The organism is Paenibacillus sp. GCM10027629, from assembly GCF_042676425.1.
GTDB classification, from domain to species: Bacteria; Bacillota; Bacilli; order Paenibacillales; family Paenibacillaceae; genus Paenibacillus_K; species Paenibacillus_K terrigena.
This window is the reverse complement of record NZ_JBHTGZ010000012.1, coordinates 789,678-811,351: the sequence shown is the minus strand read 5'-3', so window position 1 is coordinate 811,351 and position 21,674 is coordinate 789,678. Positions and strand designations below refer to the sequence as shown.

Sequence of the window (21,674 nt, the reverse complement as noted above, 5' to 3'; positions counted from 1 at the left end):
CCATGGGAGCTGCCTATTTTTTTGCTATAATAAGAAGTAACAAGACCGAGAGGGGCGAACGAAATTGATTGTCTATCAGAACAGTCGAATTACAGTATTCCAGAGCGCTTTGTATCATACGACATCTTCCGTTATTACTTTGGATGAATGTACAATTGTCGTAGACCCAACATGGTTGCCGCAAGAGGTTCGTGAGATTCGTGATTACGTTGATCAAGTAGGCAGAGGCTGGCCCATCTATCTGCTCTTCACACATAGCGATTGGGATCATATTCTAGGCTACGGTGCATTTCCTGAAGCGAAGGTGATCGCGAGCGAGAAGCTACATCATCATCCGAATCCGGATGAAATTGTGGAACAGATCAAGTCCTTTGATGATAAGTTTTACTTAACTCGGGATTATGAGCTGAAATATCCTGTCGCCGATATCCTGATTGCCGAGAATGGACAGCAGGTTCAATTGGGGCAGACGCTCTTGACGTTCTATCTTGCACCGGGCCATACGGATGATGGGATCGTGACGGTTATCGACCCGGAGGGTATTATGCTAGCTGGAGATTATTGTTCGGATATCGAGTTTCCGTATATCTACTCTAGCAGTAGCGATTACGCAGCGACAATGAGTCAACTGCATCAGGTCCTGGAGAAGCATGATATTCGAGTGCTTGTTCCAGGTCACGGGAATATTACGACGGATGCGATTGAAATGAAGACGCGGATTGATCAGTCGATTGCTTATATCGAGACGCTGCGCCAACACATTATCGAAGGGGACCATGAAGCTATCGATGCCATGATCGAGGGCGTTCCTTTCCCACGGAACATGAAAAATTACCATACGAGTAATCAAGATCAAATTCGTAAAGAATTAGGGTTATAAGACGCAACCTCTTCCCGTTCTGACTCGTTAAAGGGGCAGGGGGGATCACGATGAAGAGAGGTCTTGTTGTAGTCATATTGTTGGCTATCGTTGCATTAACCGCCTGCAGATCTGTGTTGAATCCGATCAAAGGTAATGCAGCTATCGATTGGGTCGATTTTGTAAAAATCAATCAGAAGACGTATATGGGGTTGCACGAAGCTGTACTTGCAGATCCAGCCGCTGTCTTACTAGATCGTGTTGTTGGTAAGGTTGCCTTTCAAGTCAGTGATGTGGTGACCAATCCTGAATACCGAACACAGGACGGGGACGCCGCTTTTCTGGCAGTAGGTACAGAACTGTTCGAAATGAAAGGGTATAAGGATCAATCACTCATTGCAGCAAAGGATGATCGCTCCATTCATGGTTTTCGGCTGTATCAAGTAAACGACCCTGATTTTCAACATATGAAATTTAAAGATCTCGAGGCGGTAAAGGTGAAGCGTATTGAAATCTACCAAGACGCTGGCTCGAACGAACTTCTTCATAAAATACAGGATGGGCCTGACATACAGAAATTCACCGATCTGCTTGTGGCAGGTAGCAAGACCCCCGAATATGTACCGGATCAAACGCAAGGTGACTCGATCTATTACCAGATGGTCTTCTATACCGACCAAGTCATGGCTTATAAAATATCCCTTGCCTACGACAGCAAGCATTATTATTTCAGTCCTGGGGAGACGCATACGATATCGCAAGAGATTGAGCAATTTATCCCTAAGCGTGGATAAGATAAGTAAGAAGAAGACCAACACCTGTAGGATGATGGTCTTCGTTCATTTAGGTGCGTTAGAATGCCATGCTCAAATAACTCAACGTTCCAAGATCATAGCTGCGATGAATCACTTGCGGTTTCGATGAACCGCTGCCCATCGCGATAAAGAACGGCACGAAATGCTCGGCACGAGGCACGGCCTGGCGTGCATACGGCGCAAGTTGATCATAGGCGAACAGGGATGGTAGATCGCCGTGCTCGACCTTATCCAATAACCAATCATCAAAAGCAACAGCCCAGGCCTCTGGCTCCTTCTGACCCCAATTAAGCAATCGCAGATTGTGTACCGTGACGCCACTGCCGATGATGAGGATGTCTTCATCGCCTAGACCTTGCAGCGCTTGACCGATCTTATACTGTGCTTCTGCCGCAAGATAAGGATGAACCGAAATTTGGACGACCGGAATATCTGCGGCAGGATACATGCGATGCAGCAGCGTCCAAGATCCATGATCCAGTCCTCGAGTCGTATCGGTGCGCGTCTCGATACCAGCTTGTTTAAACCTCTCAGCGAGTTGATTGGCAAGCTGTGATGAGCCTTTGGCAGGGTAGACAACCTCATACAAGGCATCCGGGAATCCGCCGAAATCGTAAATGGTCTCATAGACTTGATCATGCGTGGAAATCGTAAGCACTTCACTTTCCCAGTGTGCGGTGAAAATGACAATGGCTTTCGGCTTCCATTGTTGTCCAAGTTGTTCGAGGAACGCTGTATACGGTGTATCTTCAATGGCGAGCATCGGTGATCCATGAGCAAGAAATAATGATGGTATCATAGGAATGACCTCCTGAATCGATAATTAGTAACTTACTTTATATAAGTTAGTATATTTTTATTACATACTAAAGTCAAGTGTTTTATGATATTGAAAAAGACTGCATCCCTATCGTAGGAGATGCAGTCTTAATTATGGTCTTTGATTAGATTGCCCAGTTGCCGCCACGGAATACCGGAACCACAGTACCGTCTTGTTGAATGCCATCGATGTCCATCTTCGCAGAACCAATCATGAAGTCGACGTGTGTAATACTTGCGTTCACACCACTCGCATCCAATTCTTCTCTTGTCATTGTTTTGCCGCCTTCAACGTTGAACGCATAACCGCTGCCGATCGCGAGGTGGTTGGATGCATTTTCATCGAATAAGGTATTGAAGAACAAAATGTTGGACTGTGAGATAGGGGACTCGTGTGGAACAAGTGCAACTTCGCCCAAGTAGTGTGAGCCCTCATCTGTATCTACAAGCTGTTGCAAGATCGCTTGCCCTTGTTCGGCTTCAACCTTAACGATACGTCCTTCTTCAAAGGTTAATTTGAAGTTATCGATAATATTGCCGCCATAGCTTAGAGGCTTCGTGCTGGATACATATCCGTTAACACCGTTTCTGTAAGGTACTGTAAATACCTCTTCTGTTGGCATATTCGCCATGAAAGCAACATTGCTCTCACTCGTGCTGCCTGCGCCCACCCAGAGGTGCTTCTCAGGCAATTCGATTGTGAGATCCGTTCCTGGTGCCGTGTAGTGAAGTTTGTGGAAGTGGTATCCGTTCAATACTTCGACTTTCTTATGTAGGTTCGCGTTGTGTTCTTCCCATGCTTGAACCGGATCAGGTGTGTTCAGACGAACAGATTCGAAGATCGCATTCCATAATAGCACTTGTGCTTCATCTGGCGTAACGTCTGGGAAGATCTTCGCAGCCCAGTTCTTCGTTGCAGCAGCGACAACCGTCCAGCTTACTTTGTCCGATTGTACATATTGACGGTACTTCTCGAGCGCTTGTCCTGAAGCTTTCTGGAAACTGCCGATTCGCTGTGGATCAATGCCTTTGAGCAAATCCGGGTTCGGGGATACGATCGCGATGAATGCTGCACGCGCATCCAAGAACGTATTACGCTTCGCAACTTCCCACTCTGGGAACTTCGTGAAGTGGTCGTCGGACGCGTTCTCGTATTTCAGTCGGGAGAGGGCCTCGTCTACCCAATCCACATGTACGTTGCTTGCGCCAGCTTCATACGCTTTCTTCGCCACGAGGCGGACGAGTTCTGTCATTTCGGTAGAACCTGTAATAAAGACTTGCTGGTCTTGTTGGACATTAACGCCCACTTTAACAATAAGGTCGGCATATTGCGCTAATTGTTGTTCGAAAGTTGCCATGCGATCAATCTCCTTTTATTTCACGCAGAATTCTGCTTGGGATATGTTCTTATTGTATCAAATTTTCTCAATTTCTACATCGTTCCAACAACAAAGAAAATCTCGGCATCCATGATGTCGAGATTTCCTTGATATGTAGTACCTATATTATTGACCAGATAGTCGATACCCCGCATGATTTGTTGGTCCAACGTACTGGTTTAATGCGAACGAATGGCGAATGGCCTCGGTAATAAATGCCTTCGCGGTATGAATGGCTTCTTTAACTTCGCGTCCTTTTGCGAGCTCTGCGGTGATCGCTGCGGAATAGGTGCAGCCTGCACCATGCGTGAAGGAAGTGCTGAATTTCTCGGACTGGAGCAGTTCGAAGTTCTTGCCGTCATAGAGTACATCTACGGCTGCTTGTTCACTAGTCAGTTTACCGCCGCCTTTGACAAGGACATAAGCTGCACCTTTCTCATGAATTTTCGCCGCAGCTTCTTTCATTTCATCCACGGTCTTAATCGGTGCCATACCGCTAAGCTGAGAAGCTTCGAACAGGTTCGGTGTCACGACAAGCGCCTTTGGTACGAGAATATCGCGTAGCGCTTCATTCGTCTCTGGGTGAAGGGCTTCATCTGCACCCTTACATACCATGACAGGATCGATAACGAAATTTCTAACGTTATATTGGTCGATCTTGCGTGCGACAAGTTCAATGATTTCAGTCGACCCGAGCATGCCGACTTTGGCAGCATCGACACCGATGCCTGCAAGAACGGTCTCGATTTGCTTCTCAAGTAGTGATAATTCGATCGGGAATACATCATGGAACCAGCCATTGTGCGGATCTTGGGCGACAATGACGGTGATTGCTGTCATGCCGAATACACCGCGTTCCTGAAACGTTTTGAGATCGGCTTGAAGGCCTGCACCGCCACTTGTATCGGAGCCGGCAATGGTTAGTGCTTTGTGAATCATAGTAATCTGTCCCCTTTGCTTCTATATCCCATTAGAGGTTGTTCAAAAAGTCATCATTTGATCACGAAGTCATTCGAGAAGTATATTCGACATCGAATCTTGCGTTCACCCTCGAAGTCCGGTACTCATTTAGGTTTTGCCTAAACTCCGTTCCTCCTTCTTCTGGTTCACGCAACCTTCTCGGTGCTGAAATGCCGACTTTTTGAACACGCACCATTAGTATAAGGTTTTGGTCTCTGAAAGTTAAGTTATAATTTAATATTTGCGAATCGCGATCGTTCCATGCTGTGCGGCGAAAAGATGAAGATTGATCCCATTTCTAGTTAAGAAAGGGGAAGCATGGCATCCATCTATTAGAATATAATGACGATGTAAGGGTTTACACTTTAATTCTAGTAGGAGGGGTAACATGAATCACATTCCAATCGGTCTACAATTATACTCTGTTCGCGAAGCGATGGCCCAAGATTTCTTAGGTACGTTACGTCAAGTGGCGGACATCGGTTATACCCATGTGGAGTTCGCTTTTCATAACACATCGAATGATGGTAGCTTCGAGGTTGGTTATACAGCGCAAGAGCTCAAATCGAATATGGAGCAGATGGGGCTCCAGGTTGTAACGAGTCATGTCTCCTATCATCCGAATTTAGACTGGGATCAAGTCATTCGTTATCATGCAGAGCTGGGCAGCGGCGGTGTTGTTTTGCCCGGTTATTTCTTCAAGGATAAGGATGATGCGCTTCGTCTGGCAGAATGGTTGAATGCTTCTGGGAAGAAGTGCAGAGCGGAAGGCATGGACTTCTATTACCACAATCATTTTCATGAATTCCAGGCGTTCGATGGTCAGACAATCATGGATATTCTGTTGGAGAATACCGATCCGTCACACGTGCTCGTGGAATTCGATACATATTGGGCTATGCGGGCAGGCGTGGATCCGATCGCGTATATGGACCAGCTGGGAAACCGACTTGGGTTATTGCATCAGAAAGATTTGAGCGCTTCTGCATCGCCCGTGAACTTATTCGAGCTCGAGCAAGTATCGGGTGTCCTAACGCCGGAGGTTGTCTTCAGTACCGTGAAACCAGAGGATTTCGTTGAGATTGGAACGGGTGTAATGGATATTCCAGGAATCTTGAAGAAAGCAGAAGAACTCGAATCGGTAAAATATATTATTCTGGAGCAGGATGTAACGACGAAGTCCGAGCTTGAGAGTGTGCGCGAAAGCTATCAGAATATGATGAAGCTGCTTAAGTAGTACATAGAGATTCGCCTGATGAACCTTCTTACACGACCTGTGAAGAAGGTTTTTTGGTGTTCAATCCAGGGTTTCCCGTCTATACTAAGAATATTATGATGGTAAAGGATATGGATATTGTGGAGAGGCAAACGAGACAAGACCCGCGTGTGATGCGGACCAAACGATTACTTCGCGATGCACTGATTAGGCTCATGGAAGAACAGGAATTCGATCATATTACCGTACAGGATATCTCCGATCACGCGACAGTGAAGCGGGCAACGTTCTATCTGCACTTCAAGGATAAGGCTGATTTGCTAGAGAGTTGTATCGATAAGGTATTGGATGAGCTCCAACGTGAAGTGAGTATTCGTCATGAAGATGAGGAATTTGATTATACAATAGGTAAGCCGCACCCGAATTTTATTCAGATGTTCCATCAGATCGCAATACATTTTCATTTTTATCGTGCACTGCTTGTAACGAATCGCATTCCTTATTTTACGCAAGGCTTAATGGCAGTCATTCATGAGTTCGTCTCGACCGGGATTAACCGTACAGAGCCAGATGATAACAATCTAACAGCGAGACGAGAAATTATTATTAAATATGTCGAATCTGCTTTTCTTGAAGTGATCATCTGGTGGGTAGAGCAGAATATGCCGTATTCCGAAGAAGAAATGGCATCACAGTTGATGGATCTATCCATACAAGGGCCGTATATTCGTAATCCGGTATTGGAAGCGAAGAAAGGACAGTAAAACAACATCGAATGATATCTTCGCAGATGATCAAGGTGTAGAGATTCCTGCACTGGACACAATAAAGCGAGAGAGCCCCCATCCAACGTGGACGGGGGCTTGTTTTTTGAATGATATTCGATTTAGATCGCTGTCCATCCACCGTCAATAACAAGCTCTGCTCCCGTCATGAAACGGGATTCATCGGATGCCAAGAAGAGCACGCCGTAAGCAACGTCTTCTGGATTACCGAAGTATGGAAGCTGTGTGAACGTACGGTAGAATGGTTCAGCCGATTTGAATGATTCCTCCGTCATTGGTGTTACGATAATACCTGGATGTACGGAGTTCACGCGGATTTTATCCTTACCATATTCTACGGCAGCGGATTTCGACAAGGTACGAAGTGCGCCTTTGGCAGCTGTGTAAGGGCTTGTTCCGGCCATACCGACGATACCGCCGATGGAAGAGATGTTAATGAGCGAGCCGCCGCCTGCTTTTTTCATTTCAGGAATAACATATTTCATACCGATGACACAACCGTTGAGGTTGATATCCAAAATACGGTTCCATTCATTCATTTCCATATGCTCGATCGTTTTCGGTGAAGCTACCCCCGCATTATTGACCAGAATATCAATCTTACCGTAGTGGTTAATTGTTTCTTGAATGACATGTTTCCATTCTTCTTCAGATGTTACGTTATGTTTCAGCCCGATAGCATCGCCACCGTTTGCTTTGATATTCGTGATAAGCTCGTGCAAATGTGTTTCTTGGATGTCTGTTGCAACTACCTTAGCGCCTTCTTGTGCGAAAAGCATGGCTTCAGATGCGCCCATTCCTGTTGCTGCTCCGGTAATAATAGCTACTTTACCTGTTAAACGTCCCATGAAGATCAACCTTCTTATCTTTAGAATGTATGATTTGCCTGCAAGCGATATCATTGGATCGGGTCCCTACTTGTATTATACACCTTTGTGATTGTTTTGTGAAGTATTTTACATCATGTCAATTAAAATGATCACAACTTCAGATCGTTTTCAAATGGGGACAAAGCATGATACCCTATTTATATAAGGTTGTAGGGAGTAGAAGGTGCAAAGGAGATTCGAAAATGATGACACATCATAATGAAGATGGTGCGATAGCAGAACAGAAATTACGTGTTCTAATCATGACCTCGGTCGAAGCCGAAAGACAAGCCGTGCTACGCGGACTACAAGATCATCAGCGGTTCGATGTATGTGTGGCAGGTGTAGGCTCTGTACAGGCTGCGATTAACACAACGAAGGCACTTCAAGCAACGACCTACGATATGGTTGTGAACGCAGGCATCGCGGGGGGATTCGTGAGTCGTGCTGCGATAGGTTCCTTGGTCGTGTCGAACGCGATTATCGCTGCGGATCTTGGGGCTGAGTCTGCGGATGGGTTTATTTCAGTGGACGAGCTCGGGTTTGGAACGGCACGAATTGCAGTGGATGATTCGCTGGTGGAGCGGGTGACTGAAGGGCTGCGTGCAGCCGATTTATCGGTACAAGCAGGAATGATTCTAACCTTATCGACGGTTACGGGGACGCAGGAGACAGCTGAATCGCTCGCGACTCGGTTCCCAGCAGCTGTTGCTGAAGCGATGGAAGGGTACGGCGTTGCTGCTGCTGCAGCGGCTTATGGCATTCCTGTGCTTGAGCTCCGCTCGATTTCGAACAGCATTGGTCCGCGCAATCGTGATGCTTGGCGGATTCCAGAAGCGTTGAATGCCTTGACTTTAGCAAGTGCTCGATTAGAGGAGGTATTATAAATGGAAATTGCATTTTCACCTTGTCCCAATGATACATTTGTCTTTCATGCTTGGGTGCATGGATTGATTCCAGGTGCACCAGAACTTGAAGTGATGTATGCAGATATTGATATTACGAATCATTTGGCAGCAAGAGGCGAAGGGCCCGACGTGCTCAAAATTTCGTATGCTGCATTGCCTTGGCTGCTTGAAGATTACGCATTGCTCCCGTGCGGCGGTGCACTTGGGCGGGGCTGCGGTCCGCTCGTACTTATGAAGGATGGCGGTTCAGATCCAGCATCGTTGTCTGGTAAAAGAATCGCTGTCCCAAGTGATCGGTCAACAGCTTACTTATTGTTCCGACTTTGGGCAGCCGATCATGTGCCTGGGGGTCTAGGGGAAATTGTCGTTATGCCGTTCGATCATATTATGCCAGCCGTGCGAGACGGCGAGATGGATGCAGGTCTCGTGATTCATGAGGCGCGCTTCACTTATCCCAATTACGGTTTGTCTTTGATGACGGATTTAGGGCAGTGGTGGGAGACAGATACGGGGTTGCCGATCCCCCTTGGTGCGATAATTGCGCGCAGATCGATGGACTTGGAATCTCTAGCCGGTTGGATTAAGGCTTCTGTCGAATACGCATGGGCACATCCAGAGATATCCCGAGAGTATATCCTTCATCATGCACAAGAATTATCGCCTGAGGTGGCGGCAGCTCATATTGATCTCTATGTGAATAAGTTTACTGCGAACCTAGGGGAAGACGGTTATGCGGCGATCACCGCTTTACTCACACGCGCTGCGGATGAAGGGCTTGTACCTCGAATAGATCCAGCGTTATTACGCTAATTGTGATAAGATACACTTTTGATGCAACGAGAGGGAAAAGGAGACAGCTTAGATATGAAAATTCTTGTGAACATTGCACATCCCAATATTGAAGGATCGCGTGTGAATGCAGCGTGGTTAAGAGCACTAGAAAGACAACATAACGTTTCAATTAATGAACTCTACAAAGAGTATGCGGATGAGAAGATTGATGTCGAACGTGAGCAGGAATTATGTCTTGCACATGATCGGATTGTATTACAGTTTCCATTCTATTGGTACAGTTCTCCGCCACTCTTAAAGAAGTGGCAAGATGAGGTATTGACCTATGGATGGGCCTACGGGGCCGAAGGCAATAAGCTGCATGGCAAAGAGCTGATTCTGGCAGTGTCCACGGGAAGTGAAGCGGGCAAATATCAAGCCGGCGGCGGCAATCACTTTTCGATGAGTGAGCTGCTGAAGCCATTCCTCGCCACGAGTAATTTGATTGGGACGGTGTACAAGCCGGCATTTATTTACCACGGCGCACTGGGGGCAACGGATGAAGCGATCCAAGCCAGCGCAAGAAATTATGTGGCGTACATCCAGCAGCCATAGGAATGGGATATAAGAATTAAGAAGGAGACCAAGATTGATCTTGGTCTCCTTTTTGGTGAATTCCGCACCAAAATGTGTTCAAAAGCGAGGACTATTTGACCTAGGTTAGCTTGTTATTCAAATGACATGACGACCTTGCCTTGGCCTTCTTGATAGGTAATTGTGGTGAGTGCGCCATTAATGAGCGTCAGTTGCGGCGGCATATGGCCGATATCCGTGTCATATAAGACCGGTACCCCAAGATCACCTAGTGCAGCGGTGAGGGCATCGGTTAATTCAAAATTTTGTATCGATGAATATCCAGCTGGTCTACCGATCAGAATGCCCTTCGCGTGCTCGAACCAGCCGCACTGCTTCATCTGCCAGAGATGGCGGTAGATATCGGCGGCATTCATCTCACAGCTCTCCAAATACCAGATGACGCCAGATTCAAGGCAGTAGTCTTGAACGAATTGCTGAACAGGGGCGTATGGTGTCCCGATCAGAATGGAGATTGTATCCATACAGCCGCCGATTAATCGACCTGTGAAGGAAATCTCAGGTGTTGAAGAAGTCGTTGCGCCTCCGGTGAGGGATTTCCATTCTGACTTTGTATCCAGATTGAACCCGGGTACTTCATGATTCCATGCCGATTGATAGTGCGTGGATGAGACTTGCTCAACTGCAGAGCCTTTAGGGTTACCGAGCACTGTGAGCCAACGTGCGGTTAAGGGATCTAATGGATCCGAGCTTAAGTCTACATAGTTCGGGCCATGCGCCGTTGCTACACCTGTGCGTAACGTATAAGCGAATAAGAACGTGCTAATATCGGAGTAGCCGAGCACCCACTTCGGAGGGGCTTCCTTCAATTGTTCCCAATCGAGCAGCGGAAGGATATCCATCAGGAATTCGCCGCCCCATGGCGGAATGATCGCCTGGATGTTCGGATGCATTAGGAAATCCATCAGCTCGCGAGCTCTTACTACTTGTGGTGCGCTGACGCATTTGTTATGGGTCCAAATCGTATCGCCTTCTTTGATGTTAAATCCAATCTGTTCCATATGGCTGCGGGTCTTATGCAAGAGCGGATGCAGATCCGCAGTTACGCCGCTTGAAGGCGCGGTTACAGCAATCGTATCGCCTTGCGCAAGAGGTTTGGGAAAGATGATTTGCTTCGTCATAGACTTCACTCCTTTATAAGATGGGTAGGCCAGGCGTTGCCAAATTGTAGTCTTTTATGCTTCTTCTGGATTCATATCACTATTTTCCAGTGATCGAAGAATTCTAGCAAATGTATATAGTCGGGAGAATCTAAGAAAAAGTGGGAACTAATTCATCATTTGTATGGCTTCCCCTCTCCGGTATGTAAAAAGGCTATTGGCCTTGCTCTCCATCATACCATAATCTGCCACTAAAGACCTATCCGACTTGCGTCATCTAGGAACATCGTCCTCTTGACGCATAATTTCATACTCGTCTATAATACGTTGGTACTTTTTTCTAGAAAAGGAGAGAATATGAATGGAAGCAACAAGGAGATCAATACCTTACCTCATTCTTGCGTTCGTCGTGGCATTGGGGACGGTATTTGGATCAACTGCAGCATGGGCTGAGGAGGCAGGAGACACGTACAACTGGATTCCAGGCGGTACGGCTGTTGATCTTGGCAGCAACTTGGCTTCGCTCAACTTGGACAAAGAGATGGTGTTCCTAGGTGCCGAAGATACTCAAAAAATGCAGCAGAAATACAATGGTTACGCAACGAATAAAGAGATTGGATCCGTCTTCCCGATGGATGAGAAAGCGGGCTGGGCGGTTATCTTCGAATACGATGAACCAGGCCATATCGTTGATGACGAGAAAGAGGACATCGATGCCGACGGTATTCTAAAGAGTTACAAAGAAGGAACGGAAGAGAACAACAAGACGCTAGAAGATAGCCAAAAATTGTACGTGGATGGATGGGATGTAGCGCCGTTCTATGATGACAAGTCGCATCATTTGTCATGGTCTCTGCTGGGGCATGATTCCAATAATGAGAAGTTCATTAATTATAATGTTCGCCTGTTGTCCAAAGAGGGCTATGTATCCGCTGTGCTCATATCGGATCCAGCGAACTTGGCACACGATAAGAAAGAATTGGAAGATAAAATCCTTCCGAATTTCGGCTTCAAATCCGGTGCGAAATATGAAGAATATGATGCAAGTGTAGACAAGACCGCAGAATATGGGTTGTCGGGATTGATTCTTGGCGCTGCGGGGATCGCGGTCGCGAAGAAGGTGGGACTTCTGGCCTTAGGACTCGTCTTCTTGAAGAAGGCTTGGTTCCTGGTCATTGCGATTCCTGTAGCAATATGGAATTTCATTAGACGCAGATCGGCTAAGAAAGCAGAGGAAGAAGCACCAGTCTCGGAAGCGCCATAGTCTAACCATAAATAAGGGGGCTCTTGTCGAGCCTCCCTTTTTATTTGAGCAGCTTTATTTTTTTATTTTCTTCGTTCTCGCCTCATAAGATTTTGCATAGGACATAATTTTACGGAAGATGGCTTTATTCGGATGTTTCTTGAAAATATACCGATCCGGTGAGGTATTCACCTCAAATATCCACGGTCTACGCGCCCCATCCAATCCGATATCCACCCCAAGCTCACAGACACCCGCGAAGCTACGCTGCATCGCTTGGCCTGTACGGACGCCAATTCGGTTCAGTTCGACGGTCTTCTTACGTAAATCGTCCTTCGACAAATAGGGGCTTAACAGAGGTTCGAGCGGCTTCGGTGTCCCTCCGCTATGATAGTTGGTTACAATTTTTTTCGGTGCGGCTACTCGCCCGATAATGCCAGTCGCTTCCCATTGATGTTTGGGATTAAGTTGCACCATCACACGTAGATCAAAGGCATGTTTCTGGTGTTTCAGTAGTTCAATGCCCGTCTGAATTAAATAAGATCGCTTACCTATCATCTTTTTCAGTGCATCGTACATCAATTTATACGTGTTGAATTTATATATTTTTTCTTTGGATTGGTACTGAAAATGCTTCCGATGTTTCTCAACGCGTATGACACCATTGCCGAATGAGCCGTTCTCCGGTTTGACATAGAGCATTGTATGCTTCTTCAGCATCGTATTCAAATTCTGTTCGTTGAACCTCACCGTCGTAGGAATAATTGCTCGCAATTGGTTGTCTTTTAACAGGGCCAGTGTTTTTTTCCATTTGCTTGAGACATAACGTGACATCTGAGCTCCTTTCTCTAACGCGCTAGTTAGGTCTGATGATTAGTGTACAGCTTGATTAAGCGGTCCGCCGTTCCTTGCCAGCTGAACTGTTTTTTGACATGGGTAAGTCCGGTGCGACGGATGGACTTGGCGAATTTATGTTGTCTGGCAAGACGGTGAATGGCTGTGGCAAAGGCTGAAGGCTCATGGAATCGTCTAATGAGGATGCCGTTCTTTTCATGGCGGATGATCTCGCGAATCCCTCCGATGTCAGATGCGACAACGGGCAGACCGGATGCCATGGCCTCGATATTGACGAGTCCGAAGGCTTCATGTTTCTGGGAAGGACAGACGAAGCAATCTCCCGCCCAATAGAATTGATGCATGCGTTTATGGGCATAGTACCCAGCCATTTTCATCGGTACTTTCAACTTGGCAGCGAGCTTTTTCATTTGGGCCCCATAGCCTTTGCGTTGTGTATTCCCTGCGACAAGCAGTTGTAAGTTCGGAACCGACTTCTTAGCATGATGAATTGCGCGAATAAGTACGGGTAAGCCTTTTCGCGGAATGATTCGACCCGCAAAGGTCACCACATACGCGCCTGACACGCCAAGCTTCGCGCGAACAGAACTTCGTTCCTTATCTGTTGGAGGTCTGAAGCGATGGACGTCTGTGCCGAGATGTACAACTTTGATTCTATTTCTGGTCTTTGGATAACGTACGAGGAGCTCTGACTTTAATGATTGGCTGTTCGCGATGATCAAATCGGCATATTGCATACAATGAGCAGCTTCTTGGCGAGGAATCTGGGGTGAACTGACAAAGGTTAGTGAGTGAAGAAATAATGAAAGCGGGATATGCGGGAGCATTTTTTTGATTTTTGGCAAGTAGCGTGGACGGTTATCGACCTGAATCACATCAAAATGCCTGCCCTTGATTTTAGCTAGGACAGCTTTCAAATATTTGGTAGGTGAGCCGGAATCGACACGTTCTATGGTAAGGTTGCCGTCTTGCGTCTTATTGGGGTACTTGGGCGTTTTCTTACTGATGACGGTCACTTTATGCTTTTTAGCCAGGCGACGAGCGATGGCAAGAATACAAATTTCTACGGAACCACCTTTGATCGGCGGGACAGGAATTTGTTCAGGGGCGACGATAAGAATATTAATGGGTGCACCTCCTTCGGCTAGATTTTCCGCGCCTGTTGTATGCGCGTAGGGCGCTTCAACTGAAATATCATATGTATCTGCGTAGAGGGCTGAGCGGGCTGAAGTCTACCAATGAACAACATGGACTCATGCGGATAGGGAGAACATGCAAATAACGGCAACCGGTTCCGAATGCGTTTTTTCGGAGAAGGGTTGCCGTAGAATCGAACATATTATTTTTGGGGTGAGCTGGAGGTGCCACCAGCCGTGCTCTTCGTGGTCTTTGTCGCGAGTTCTTTCAGTGTATTGATCGTCGCTTGTTCTTTGATGGCATGGCGCATCTTATATTCATCAATGGCTTGCATGCCCCCATACAGTAGAACACAGTAGCTGACAGCAGTTAGAATCGCAAATAGAAGCCTTCTACTATTTCGTTCTAGCACGGCATGAAGGAGAAAGCCGAGGCTTGCGCAGAATATTCCTAATCCAATAAAAAATATAATTGTCCACATCATCTGATCTGATCGCTCCAGGTACGAAAGTCATAGGTTATAGGTAAATATACCCGATGTCATTATAATCCCGCAAGTGACTATGTTCAACTACCTTCAATGAACAATCAAATGAGCTTCCGGAACATCCCGTGAATTTAAACTTTGAAGAGATCGAAACTCAAATCTGAGCAGCCTGAGGTTCTTTTATTCGAAATAGCAAACGATCATCGCTTATGATAAGATGTGGACTAACTATGCGCGTGAGAAGGTGAGATCATGTCGATCCGTATTAAATTATTACTGTCCTATACAGGCATGCTGGTCATTAGTCTGCTCATGATCGTGCTTACCGCCTCGCTCTTTACGATTGCATCGACCGGGGATGTGCACAGTTTCCGGGATTTCTATAAAGTGCATTACCAGATCAATCCCTTAACGGAACAGGGGGAATCGATCTTCCTCGATTTGAAGTATTTGGCCAAAAATGATCCTGATGAATTGCAGAACAAGGCGCTGCTGCGGGATTATGATTTTAAGCTGCGCGCTGAGAAATCAGGACTTTATGTCCGGCATGAAAGTGATCAAATCTATGAATCTCTGACGTTCAATCAGCCTGAATTGAAGCAGGCGCTCCCGCCGTACGACCTCGGGAACAGTAAAATCCGCAGCACATTCAATATTGGAGCCCGATTTTATGCTTATGCCAAGTTTGACTTTATGTTCAAGGACGGGACCAAGGGCGGCGTGTTCGTCATTCGAGAACGTAGTCCTTTTGCCGAAGTCGTACGTAATCTACTCCCGATCCTATCGATTATGCTGGTCGGTGTCTTAGTCATAGCGAATATATTGCTCTATCGCTGGCTGACGCGCAGCGTGATCAAGCCACTTCACCTGCTTCGTGACTCTGCGGAACGCATTAAGGACGGCAATCTGCAATTCGAACTGGATCTCCATTCGAAGGATGAGATGGGGCAACTTAGCGGGGCCTTTGAGAGTATGCGGCAACGGCTGCAAGAATCGGTACAGCTTCAGCTGCAATATGAGGAGAATCGGAAAGAGTTAATCTCGAATATCTCGCATGACCTTCGAACGCCAATCACGAATATTAAAGGGTATATCGAGGGGATCCGCGACGGTGTTGCGGATACGCCAGAGAAAATGGAGAAGTACGTCAATATCATCTATGCCAAGGCAGTCGATATGGATAAACTGGTGGATGAGTTATTCCTCTATTCCAAATTGGATCTGAATCAAGTGCCGTTCACCTTCGAGCCGGTCAATATCGTACGCTTCCTGGACGATTGCATCGAGGAGCTGCGTTATGACCTAGAAGATCAGGGTGTCGGGATCACCTGGAATCAGCACGAAGCGGGCGAGGTCTTGGTCATTGCCGATCTTGAGAAATTAAAGCGGACGGTGCTGAATATCATCGGCAACTCGCTCAAATATATGGATAAGCCGCAAAAGGAAATCCGAGTATCGCTTATGCCAACTGCCGACACTGTCACGGTGGAAATAACGGATAACGGTAGGGGTATCCCACAGGATGCGCTGCCTCATATTTTCGAACGGTTCTATCGTGCCGAGTCTTCACGTAATTCCGCAACGGGCGGAAGTGGCCTAGGGCTTGCAATTGCAAGTCAAATTATTGAAGGACACGACGGTTCGATCTGGTCGGCAAGTCAGGAAGGTGAAGGCACGAGCATATTTTTCACATTGAAACGGTTAATGAACGAGGGAGGCATGGAACAGGATGACACGAATTCTAATCATTGAGGATGAGACGACCATTGCACAGCTGGAGCGCGATTATTTTGAACTGAATGGGTTCGTGGTGGATCTGTGCCATACCGGGAATGAAGGGGTGCAGCGTGCACTGCAAGAAGACTACAGTCTAATCATTATCGATTTGCAGCTGCCAGGAATGGATGGGTTCGAATTATGCCGCCGCATTCGGGAAGCGAAGGAAGTTCCGATCTTGATCGTATCCGCGAAGAAAGAAGAAATTGATAAAATCCGTGCCTTCAATCTCGGGGCGGATGATTATATTACGAAGCCGTTCAGTCCGAGCGAATTGGTTGCCAGGGCGAAAGCCCATCTGACAAGGTATGAGCGTCTGCTTGGCAAACAGAAGCCGAGTGCACAGGATGAGATTCATATTCGTGGCTTGTTCATCGACAGAGCCTCGCGCAGAGTATTCGTCCGCAACAAGGAGGTCGCGATTACGAACAGAGAATTTGATCTACTGGCATTTCTCGCGAGCAATCCGAACCGTGTCTTCGGCAAAGAAGATCTGTTCGAGCGGATCTGGGGCCTTGATTCGAGTGGAGATATTGCGACCGTGACCGTGCATGTTCGCAAGCTGCGCGAGAAGCTGGAGGTCGATCCCTCCAACCCACAATATATCGAGACGGTGTGGGGGGCAGGATATCGTTTTACCGTATAATGCAGAGAAGACTCAGCCTGTTTCGAAAAAATTAATCGCCAGTTTAGAATTTGTTAATAAATCGTTTCTTGGGCGTTAATCTCTATCCTCTATCATACAGGTATAGGCAACAACAACTGTTATGAGGAGGAAATCATTTATGAATAAGATATCGAAAAAAATCGCAGCGATGATGCTGGCAGCTGCCATTGGCGCGACAACAATCCCTTACGCGGTGCTTAACGCACAGGCGGCGTTAACCGATCAAGATATTCAATCCGCTATCAATACATTAAGCAAGATCGGCGTTATGCAAGGTTATGCAGATCACTCGATGGGTCAGCAGAAGCTGATCACGCGCGCAGAACTCGCTAAAATGGTCGTGAAGACCTTCAATCTCGAGGGTACAGCAGAGAACACAGTAGCATTAAAGGATGTCAATCCGACTGCATGGTATGCAGATTATGCGAGCGAAATTGTAGGCCTTGGCATCATGGAAGCAGCAAATGGTCAATTTAATCCTAGTGGTACGGTAACCGATACAGAATTGGTTCAAGTGGTATCCAAAGCGTTGAAACGCGATGTGAAATCCGTGAATCACTGGATGAACGCATTCTTCGCAGCAGATAGCAACGCAAATCGCGGCGAAGTCGCCTACTTGTTAGCAACAGCACGTCAGGCCATTCCTTCAGCAGATGCGAAAATTACAAGTGTTCGTTCCTTAAATGCGATTACGTTGGTTGTTACCTTCGATAAGCCGCTAACAGCTGCGGATGAAGTGTTCGCGAAGGCCAAAGAAGATTTCGCATTCAATGACGGCCTAACGCTTACGAACATGCCTCGTCTGAAGACGGGTTCGATCGCGACGTACATCGTTCCGACTTCTGTTCAAAAAGCGGGCACGACTTATAATTTAGCCTATAAAGGTCAGCCATCTGGCTCTTTTACAGGAAATGCGACGAAATTGGATATGACGACCGCTAGCCAAGTAACGAATGATACGTTCGAGATTGAAGCGTTGAAAGCGAATGGTGTGGTCGACTATGGCTATATTATTTCGGCTTACAGTGCCGGTCGTGGCGCGAATGCATTCGTAATGAACGATCAGGAGCAAGCGGATGGCAAAACGTATCAAATCATCTCTTCGATGCAAGCAAGACAAGTGACGATCACGCCAGAAGGCGGACAACCGATCATAGCGAAATATGTGCCGTTTACACAATCGACGGATGGGAAGCAGGAGCCGAAATTCCGTCTTCCGGAAGGGCAGACACTTACACCAGGCGTGAAATATACGGTAACTTCGGATTGGGCGAACATTGCGAATCCGACGTTTGTGGCAACGTCCTTCGAAGCCCTTCAAGTGACGAATGCCGAAGCAACTAGTGAGACTTCGATCAGCGTGACCTTGGCGCAAGACCCAGGCGATGAGTTATTCTCTGGCCGCAGCGTGACATTGACCGCACCGAACGGGGATAAGCTCGTTGCAACCTACAAATATTCCAGCCGTAAAGGTGCAATGGGTGTATTTGATCTCACTCAGGATGGCAAACTAACGGCAGGCACGACCTATACGGTAACACCAGTTGGTGCTTGGGCTACGGCTGCTGGAGTAACATTAACGACGAAGTAATTCATACCGACAATCTGACCAATTCGCGCGTTCAAACATTTGACAGGAAGGTAAAGGACGCCCCCGTTCATTTGTGATAAAATAGTCTTAGTGAGAGTTCAAAAAGTCGGATTTTCAGCGCCTGAGCGTTTTCGTAGAAAACGTACATCGTAAGCATAAACTCAGGTTGCGAGAATCCTTGGGACAATGCTTCCGTAGCGAGTTTTTCTGCGAAAAACTTTAAGGAGGAACGGAGTTTAGGCAAAACCTAAATGAGTACCTAAAATGTTTCCAGAGGAAACATACTTCGTAAGCATATGCTCTTCGAGGGTGAACGCAAGATTCGATGTCGAATATGCTTTTTGAAACACTTCGTGATCAAAGATGACTTTTTGAACAACCTCTCATAAGATGTGAAAGGGGAGAGTAGCGATGAGAATGATAGTGGAAGCACCCGCAGCTCGTTGGTACAAAAGAGAAATGTCTTTATCGGATGGCGATAATTTGAGAATATTCGTGCGAATGGGCGGTTGTGGCAGTGTGGTGCCCGGTCTATCGCTGGGTGTGATGCAAGATAAGCCAGTAAATCCTGCGCTCTCAGAAGTCGTGGAAGGCATCCGGTTCTATATTGAGGATGATAATATGTGGTATTTAGGGCATAAAGAGCTTCACATCGTGTACGATGAGAAGAATGACGATATCGCACTGGAAGTCGTATAGACTTCGTATGAAATAAGAAAGGATAGAGATTCAGCATAGGCTGGGTCGCTATCCTTTTTCTTGTAAGAAGGAAGTTGCCCCGCAGTCGAAATAACTGCCAAAAAGCAGTTATTGGGTACGAGAAGGCGCCCGGCGCTCGAAATAACTGCCAAAAAGCAGTTATTGAGCACGAGAAGGCGCCCAGCGCTCGAAATAACTGCCAAAAAGCAGTTATTGGGGCCCGCGAAGGCGCTCCGCGCCCGAAATAACTGCCAAAAAGCAGTTATTGGGCACGAGAAGGCACCCGGCGCCCGAAATAACTGCCAAAAAGCAGTTATTGAGCACGGGAAGGTGCCCGGCGCACGAAATAACTGCCAAAAAGCAGTTATTGAGCACGGGAAGGCGTCCTGTACTTTAAAGGGCAATGGAGGCATTATACTATGACTAGCAAAATACCTGTATCACATCGAGATCTAAGCATCTCTGTCTGGAGGATTAAGTTCATACCGATATACAACTTCCCCGTCATAGACTTCACCTGTTGCGGTGAATCCGAACTTCTCATAGAGTCTTCTCGCCCTCGTATTATCCGCGTGCGCCGTTAAATTCACCCGCTGACTCTGCGGAAATTGCGTCCGAATATGATCGATCGCAGCTTGCAATGCTGCCTTGCCGTACCCTTTGCCTTGCTCCATCGCATCAATGATGAATCCAGTCAACCAATAAGACCATGTGGTCGTGTCGTCAACAGCGGTCATGATAAATCCGATTAAGCGATCTTCGGCATTGTATATGTTGAACGGCGCATAATCATATTGTTCTCCGTCGGGCCGAATATGTACCTTGGCTAACGATACGACAACCGAAGCTACATAAGGAGACTGCTCCTGATGAACTTGTAATTGTATGGCTTCTCGCCAGTTTTCTCGTGTGGTGGGGACGAGTTTAATGTTCATAGGCCTTCCTGCTTTCAACATAGATTCTATATACAAATAAATGATATTGGGTGATGAACATCGCCGTGCATAGCTACACTGTATTCCAGGTAGGATAGAAAGTGGAATCATCCTTGATCTGTTGCCTATAATGGATTCTCGCACGGTAGCAGGCTTATAACGGTTCAATTGTGGTGAATTCACCCGAAGTTAGTGCAGAAATCCACCATAGCGCACGAAGTTGGTTGATGCAGGCTAAAGTTAGTGGATAAATTCCAATATAGGAGCGTATGAGGCTATAAATAATGGTGATCGGATCAATTTCTTGGACATTCGATTTGTCCCTAGCGATCATCCTCATCCTTCTTCAGCTTTTCATTGATCTCATCTAATGTTTTTTGCAGACCTGCCAATCGCTTGATCGTTGCATATTGATTACTGAGGATCGCTGCGATAACGACGACGAATAGGATGATAAATAACTCATTCATATCAGGCACACCTTTCTATCGTGAATTTGTTTATCTCAATCAACTATTCAATCTTCTCTTGCATTTCGTAGTATGCATCTCTAAGCCAGGGATGAATGACGCGCAGTTTCTCTTTTTGACTCCACAGATAATTAATATATTCGAAAGCTGCATGATCCAACAAATGATCCAATTGCCGCAAAATTTGATTCAAATAGGGCGGGCTCCCTACTTGGTCCCATTCAATCTTATCTGCAACAAATAGAACCTTATCTAACAGCGTTGCATTTTTCCTCAGGGTCGTGTGACAACCAATGGCATCCAGGATATCTTGATCATGAATCTGAAAAATATCTCTAGCCATTTCTTTGGAGATTTTCTGATGAATAATCATGGGGAATGTCTCTTCTTCAGTCAGCACTTCAATCACAAGGTCGCGAGAAACCTGAATCCTCACATCGTTTGCAAATACGGCACTAATATCATGCAAATAACCGGCGATTTCGGCTGACGCGATGCTAGCATGAAATTGGCCAGCAATTTTACTAGCTTCATTCCCAACTCTAATACTATGTTCGGCCGTCTTCGGACAGCCATTATTCCTTAAGAAATTGACGATGTCGTTCCGGAGATTTCCCGATAACGGTTCGATCACCAAGGAACTGTAGGCGGATTTCATAGGATACCCCCTTTAAGGTAG

At 46.5% G+C, this 21,674-nt stretch carries 24 protein-coding genes; 12 read left to right on the top strand and 12 right to left on the bottom strand.

Annotation, left to right across the window (positions count from 1 at the left end; translation table 11 throughout):
* The first annotated feature begins 64 nt into the window (after positions 1-64).
* Both ACFQZR_RS24390 and ACFQZR_RS24385 read left to right on the top strand, forming a co-directional pair.
* Positions 65-880 carry an MBL fold metallo-hydrolase gene (locus ACFQZR_RS24390; protein WP_379350731.1) on the top strand — a complete coding sequence of 272 codons (816 nt, stop codon included), beginning with the start codon at positions 65-67 and terminating at the stop codon, positions 878-880.
* Positions 881-930: 50 nt separating this feature from the next.
* Positions 931-1,653, top strand: coding sequence for a hypothetical protein (locus tag ACFQZR_RS24385; protein ID WP_379350729.1), 723 nt, complete (start codon positions 931-933; stop codon positions 1,651-1,653).
* Between the two features lie 58 nt (positions 1,654-1,711).
* Here ACFQZR_RS24385 and ACFQZR_RS24380 read toward each other — a convergent pair whose 3' ends face one another.
* The 3 genes from ACFQZR_RS24380 to pdxK form a co-directional block, all read right to left on the bottom strand.
* Positions 1,712-2,473, bottom strand: coding sequence for a DODA-type extradiol aromatic ring-opening family dioxygenase (locus ACFQZR_RS24380; protein WP_379350727.1), 762 nt, complete (start codon positions 2,471-2,473; stop codon positions 1,712-1,714).
* A gap of 145 nt (positions 2,474-2,618) precedes the next feature.
* On the bottom strand, positions 2,619-3,851 hold the full coding sequence (locus ACFQZR_RS24375) for an aminopeptidase (RefSeq protein WP_379350725.1): 1,233 nt from the start codon (positions 3,849-3,851) through the stop codon (positions 2,619-2,621).
* Positions 3,852-3,998: 147 nt separating this feature from the next.
* Complete coding sequence (gene pdxK / locus ACFQZR_RS24370; protein ID WP_379350723.1) at positions 3,999-4,811, bottom strand: pyridoxine/pyridoxal/pyridoxamine kinase; 813 nt, start codon at positions 4,809-4,811, stop codon at positions 3,999-4,001.
* A gap of 409 nt (positions 4,812-5,220) precedes the next feature.
* Between pdxK and ACFQZR_RS24365 the strand changes: the two genes are divergently transcribed.
* Positions 5,221-6,069, top strand: a complete 849-nt coding sequence (locus ACFQZR_RS24365; protein ID WP_379350721.1) for a sugar phosphate isomerase/epimerase family protein — start codon at positions 5,221-5,223, stop codon at positions 6,067-6,069.
* Between the two features lie 95 nt (positions 6,070-6,164).
* Positions 6,165-6,812, top strand: a complete 648-nt coding sequence (locus ACFQZR_RS24360) for a TetR/AcrR family transcriptional regulator (RefSeq protein ID WP_379350719.1) — start codon at positions 6,165-6,167, stop codon at positions 6,810-6,812.
* Positions 6,813-6,934: 122 nt separating this feature from the next.
* On the opposite strand, the gene ACFQZR_RS24355 is transcribed toward ACFQZR_RS24360, so the two are convergent.
* On the bottom strand, positions 6,935-7,681 hold the full coding sequence (locus ACFQZR_RS24355) for an SDR family NAD(P)-dependent oxidoreductase (protein WP_379350717.1): 747 nt from the start codon (positions 7,679-7,681) through the stop codon (positions 6,935-6,937).
* A 224-nt stretch (positions 7,682-7,905) separates the two neighbouring features.
* Here ACFQZR_RS24355 and ACFQZR_RS24350 point away from each other — a divergent pair, with 224 nt between their 5' ends.
* From ACFQZR_RS24350 to ACFQZR_RS24340, 3 genes are read left to right on the top strand one after another with little or no spacing between them, the layout of a single operon-like run.
* On the top strand, positions 7,906-8,589 hold the full coding sequence (locus ACFQZR_RS24350; RefSeq protein ID WP_379350715.1) for a futalosine hydrolase: 684 nt from the start codon (positions 7,906-7,908) through the stop codon (positions 8,587-8,589).
* A complete protein-coding gene (locus tag ACFQZR_RS24345; RefSeq protein ID WP_379350713.1) occupies positions 8,590-9,420 on the top strand; it encodes a 1,4-dihydroxy-6-naphtoate synthase in 831 nt (276 codons plus the stop codon).
* Between the two features lie 54 nt (positions 9,421-9,474).
* Entirely contained in the window at positions 9,475-9,996 is a 522-nt protein-coding gene (locus tag ACFQZR_RS24340; RefSeq protein ID WP_379350711.1) for an NAD(P)H-dependent oxidoreductase, read from the top strand.
* A 113-nt stretch (positions 9,997-10,109) separates the two neighbouring features.
* On the opposite strand, the gene ACFQZR_RS24335 is transcribed toward ACFQZR_RS24340, so the two are convergent.
* Positions 10,110-11,156 (bottom strand): S66 family peptidase, encoded by a 1,047-nt coding sequence (locus ACFQZR_RS24335; RefSeq protein ID WP_379350709.1) that lies wholly within the window; start codon positions 11,154-11,156, stop codon positions 10,110-10,112.
* Between the two features lie 340 nt (positions 11,157-11,496).
* Between ACFQZR_RS24335 and ACFQZR_RS24330 the strand changes: the two genes are divergently transcribed.
* Complete coding sequence (locus tag ACFQZR_RS24330) at positions 11,497-12,399, top strand: DUF2167 domain-containing protein (protein ID WP_379350707.1); 903 nt, start codon at positions 11,497-11,499, stop codon at positions 12,397-12,399.
* Positions 12,400-12,453: 54 nt separating this feature from the next.
* On the opposite strand, the gene ACFQZR_RS24325 is transcribed toward ACFQZR_RS24330, so the two are convergent.
* The 3 genes from ACFQZR_RS24325 to ACFQZR_RS24315 form a co-directional block, all read right to left on the bottom strand.
* Positions 12,454-13,212: a YheC/YheD family protein gene (locus ACFQZR_RS24325; protein WP_379350705.1), complete on the bottom strand. Its 759-nt coding sequence runs from the start codon at positions 13,210-13,212 to the stop codon at positions 12,454-12,456.
* A 26-nt stretch (positions 13,213-13,238) separates the two neighbouring features.
* Positions 13,239-14,315, bottom strand: coding sequence for a glycosyltransferase family 4 protein (locus ACFQZR_RS24320; protein ID WP_379350989.1), 1,077 nt, complete (start codon positions 14,313-14,315; stop codon positions 13,239-13,241).
* Between the two features lie 257 nt (positions 14,316-14,572).
* Positions 14,573-14,854, bottom strand: a complete 282-nt coding sequence (locus ACFQZR_RS24315; RefSeq protein ID WP_379350703.1) for a hypothetical protein — start codon at positions 14,852-14,854, stop codon at positions 14,573-14,575.
* A gap of 255 nt (positions 14,855-15,109) precedes the next feature.
* Between ACFQZR_RS24315 and ACFQZR_RS24310 the strand changes: the two genes are divergently transcribed.
* The 4 genes from ACFQZR_RS24310 (at position 15,110) to ACFQZR_RS24295 (ending at position 19,590) form a co-directional block, all read left to right on the top strand.
* Positions 15,110-16,609 carry a sensor histidine kinase gene (locus tag ACFQZR_RS24310; protein WP_379350701.1) on the top strand — a complete coding sequence of 500 codons (1,500 nt, stop codon included), beginning with the start codon at positions 15,110-15,112 and terminating at the stop codon, positions 16,607-16,609.
* On the top strand, positions 16,587-17,279 hold the full coding sequence (locus ACFQZR_RS24305) for a response regulator transcription factor (protein WP_379350699.1): 693 nt from the start codon (positions 16,587-16,589) through the stop codon (positions 17,277-17,279). The genes ACFQZR_RS24310 and ACFQZR_RS24305 overlap by 23 nt, the downstream gene beginning before the upstream one ends.
* Positions 17,280-17,418: 139 nt before the next feature.
* Positions 17,419-18,891, top strand: coding sequence for an S-layer homology domain-containing protein (locus ACFQZR_RS24300; protein WP_379350697.1), 1,473 nt, complete (start codon positions 17,419-17,421; stop codon positions 18,889-18,891).
* A 411-nt stretch (positions 18,892-19,302) separates the two neighbouring features.
* Positions 19,303-19,590, top strand: a complete 288-nt coding sequence (locus tag ACFQZR_RS24295; RefSeq protein ID WP_018756347.1) for a HesB/YadR/YfhF family protein — start codon at positions 19,303-19,305, stop codon at positions 19,588-19,590.
* Between the two features lie 452 nt (positions 19,591-20,042).
* On the opposite strand, the gene ACFQZR_RS24290 is transcribed toward ACFQZR_RS24295, so the two are convergent.
* From ACFQZR_RS24290 to yqeK, 4 genes are all read right to left on the bottom strand, one after another.
* Complete coding sequence (locus tag ACFQZR_RS24290) at positions 20,043-20,525, bottom strand: GNAT family N-acetyltransferase (protein WP_379350695.1); 483 nt, start codon at positions 20,523-20,525, stop codon at positions 20,043-20,045.
* A 154-nt stretch (positions 20,526-20,679) separates the two neighbouring features.
* Entirely contained in the window at positions 20,680-20,859 is a 180-nt protein-coding gene (locus ACFQZR_RS24285; RefSeq protein ID WP_379350693.1) for a hypothetical protein, read from the bottom strand.
* Positions 20,849-20,995, bottom strand: coding sequence for a hypothetical protein (locus ACFQZR_RS24280; protein ID WP_379350690.1), 147 nt, complete (start codon positions 20,993-20,995; stop codon positions 20,849-20,851). The genes ACFQZR_RS24285 and ACFQZR_RS24280 overlap by 11 nt, the downstream gene beginning before the upstream one ends.
* 43 nt (positions 20,996-21,038) lie before the next feature.
* A complete protein-coding gene (yqeK, locus tag ACFQZR_RS24275; protein WP_379350688.1) occupies positions 21,039-21,653 on the bottom strand; it encodes a bis(5'-nucleosyl)-tetraphosphatase (symmetrical) YqeK in 615 nt (204 codons plus the stop codon).
* Positions 21,654-21,674: the final 21 nt, after the last annotated feature.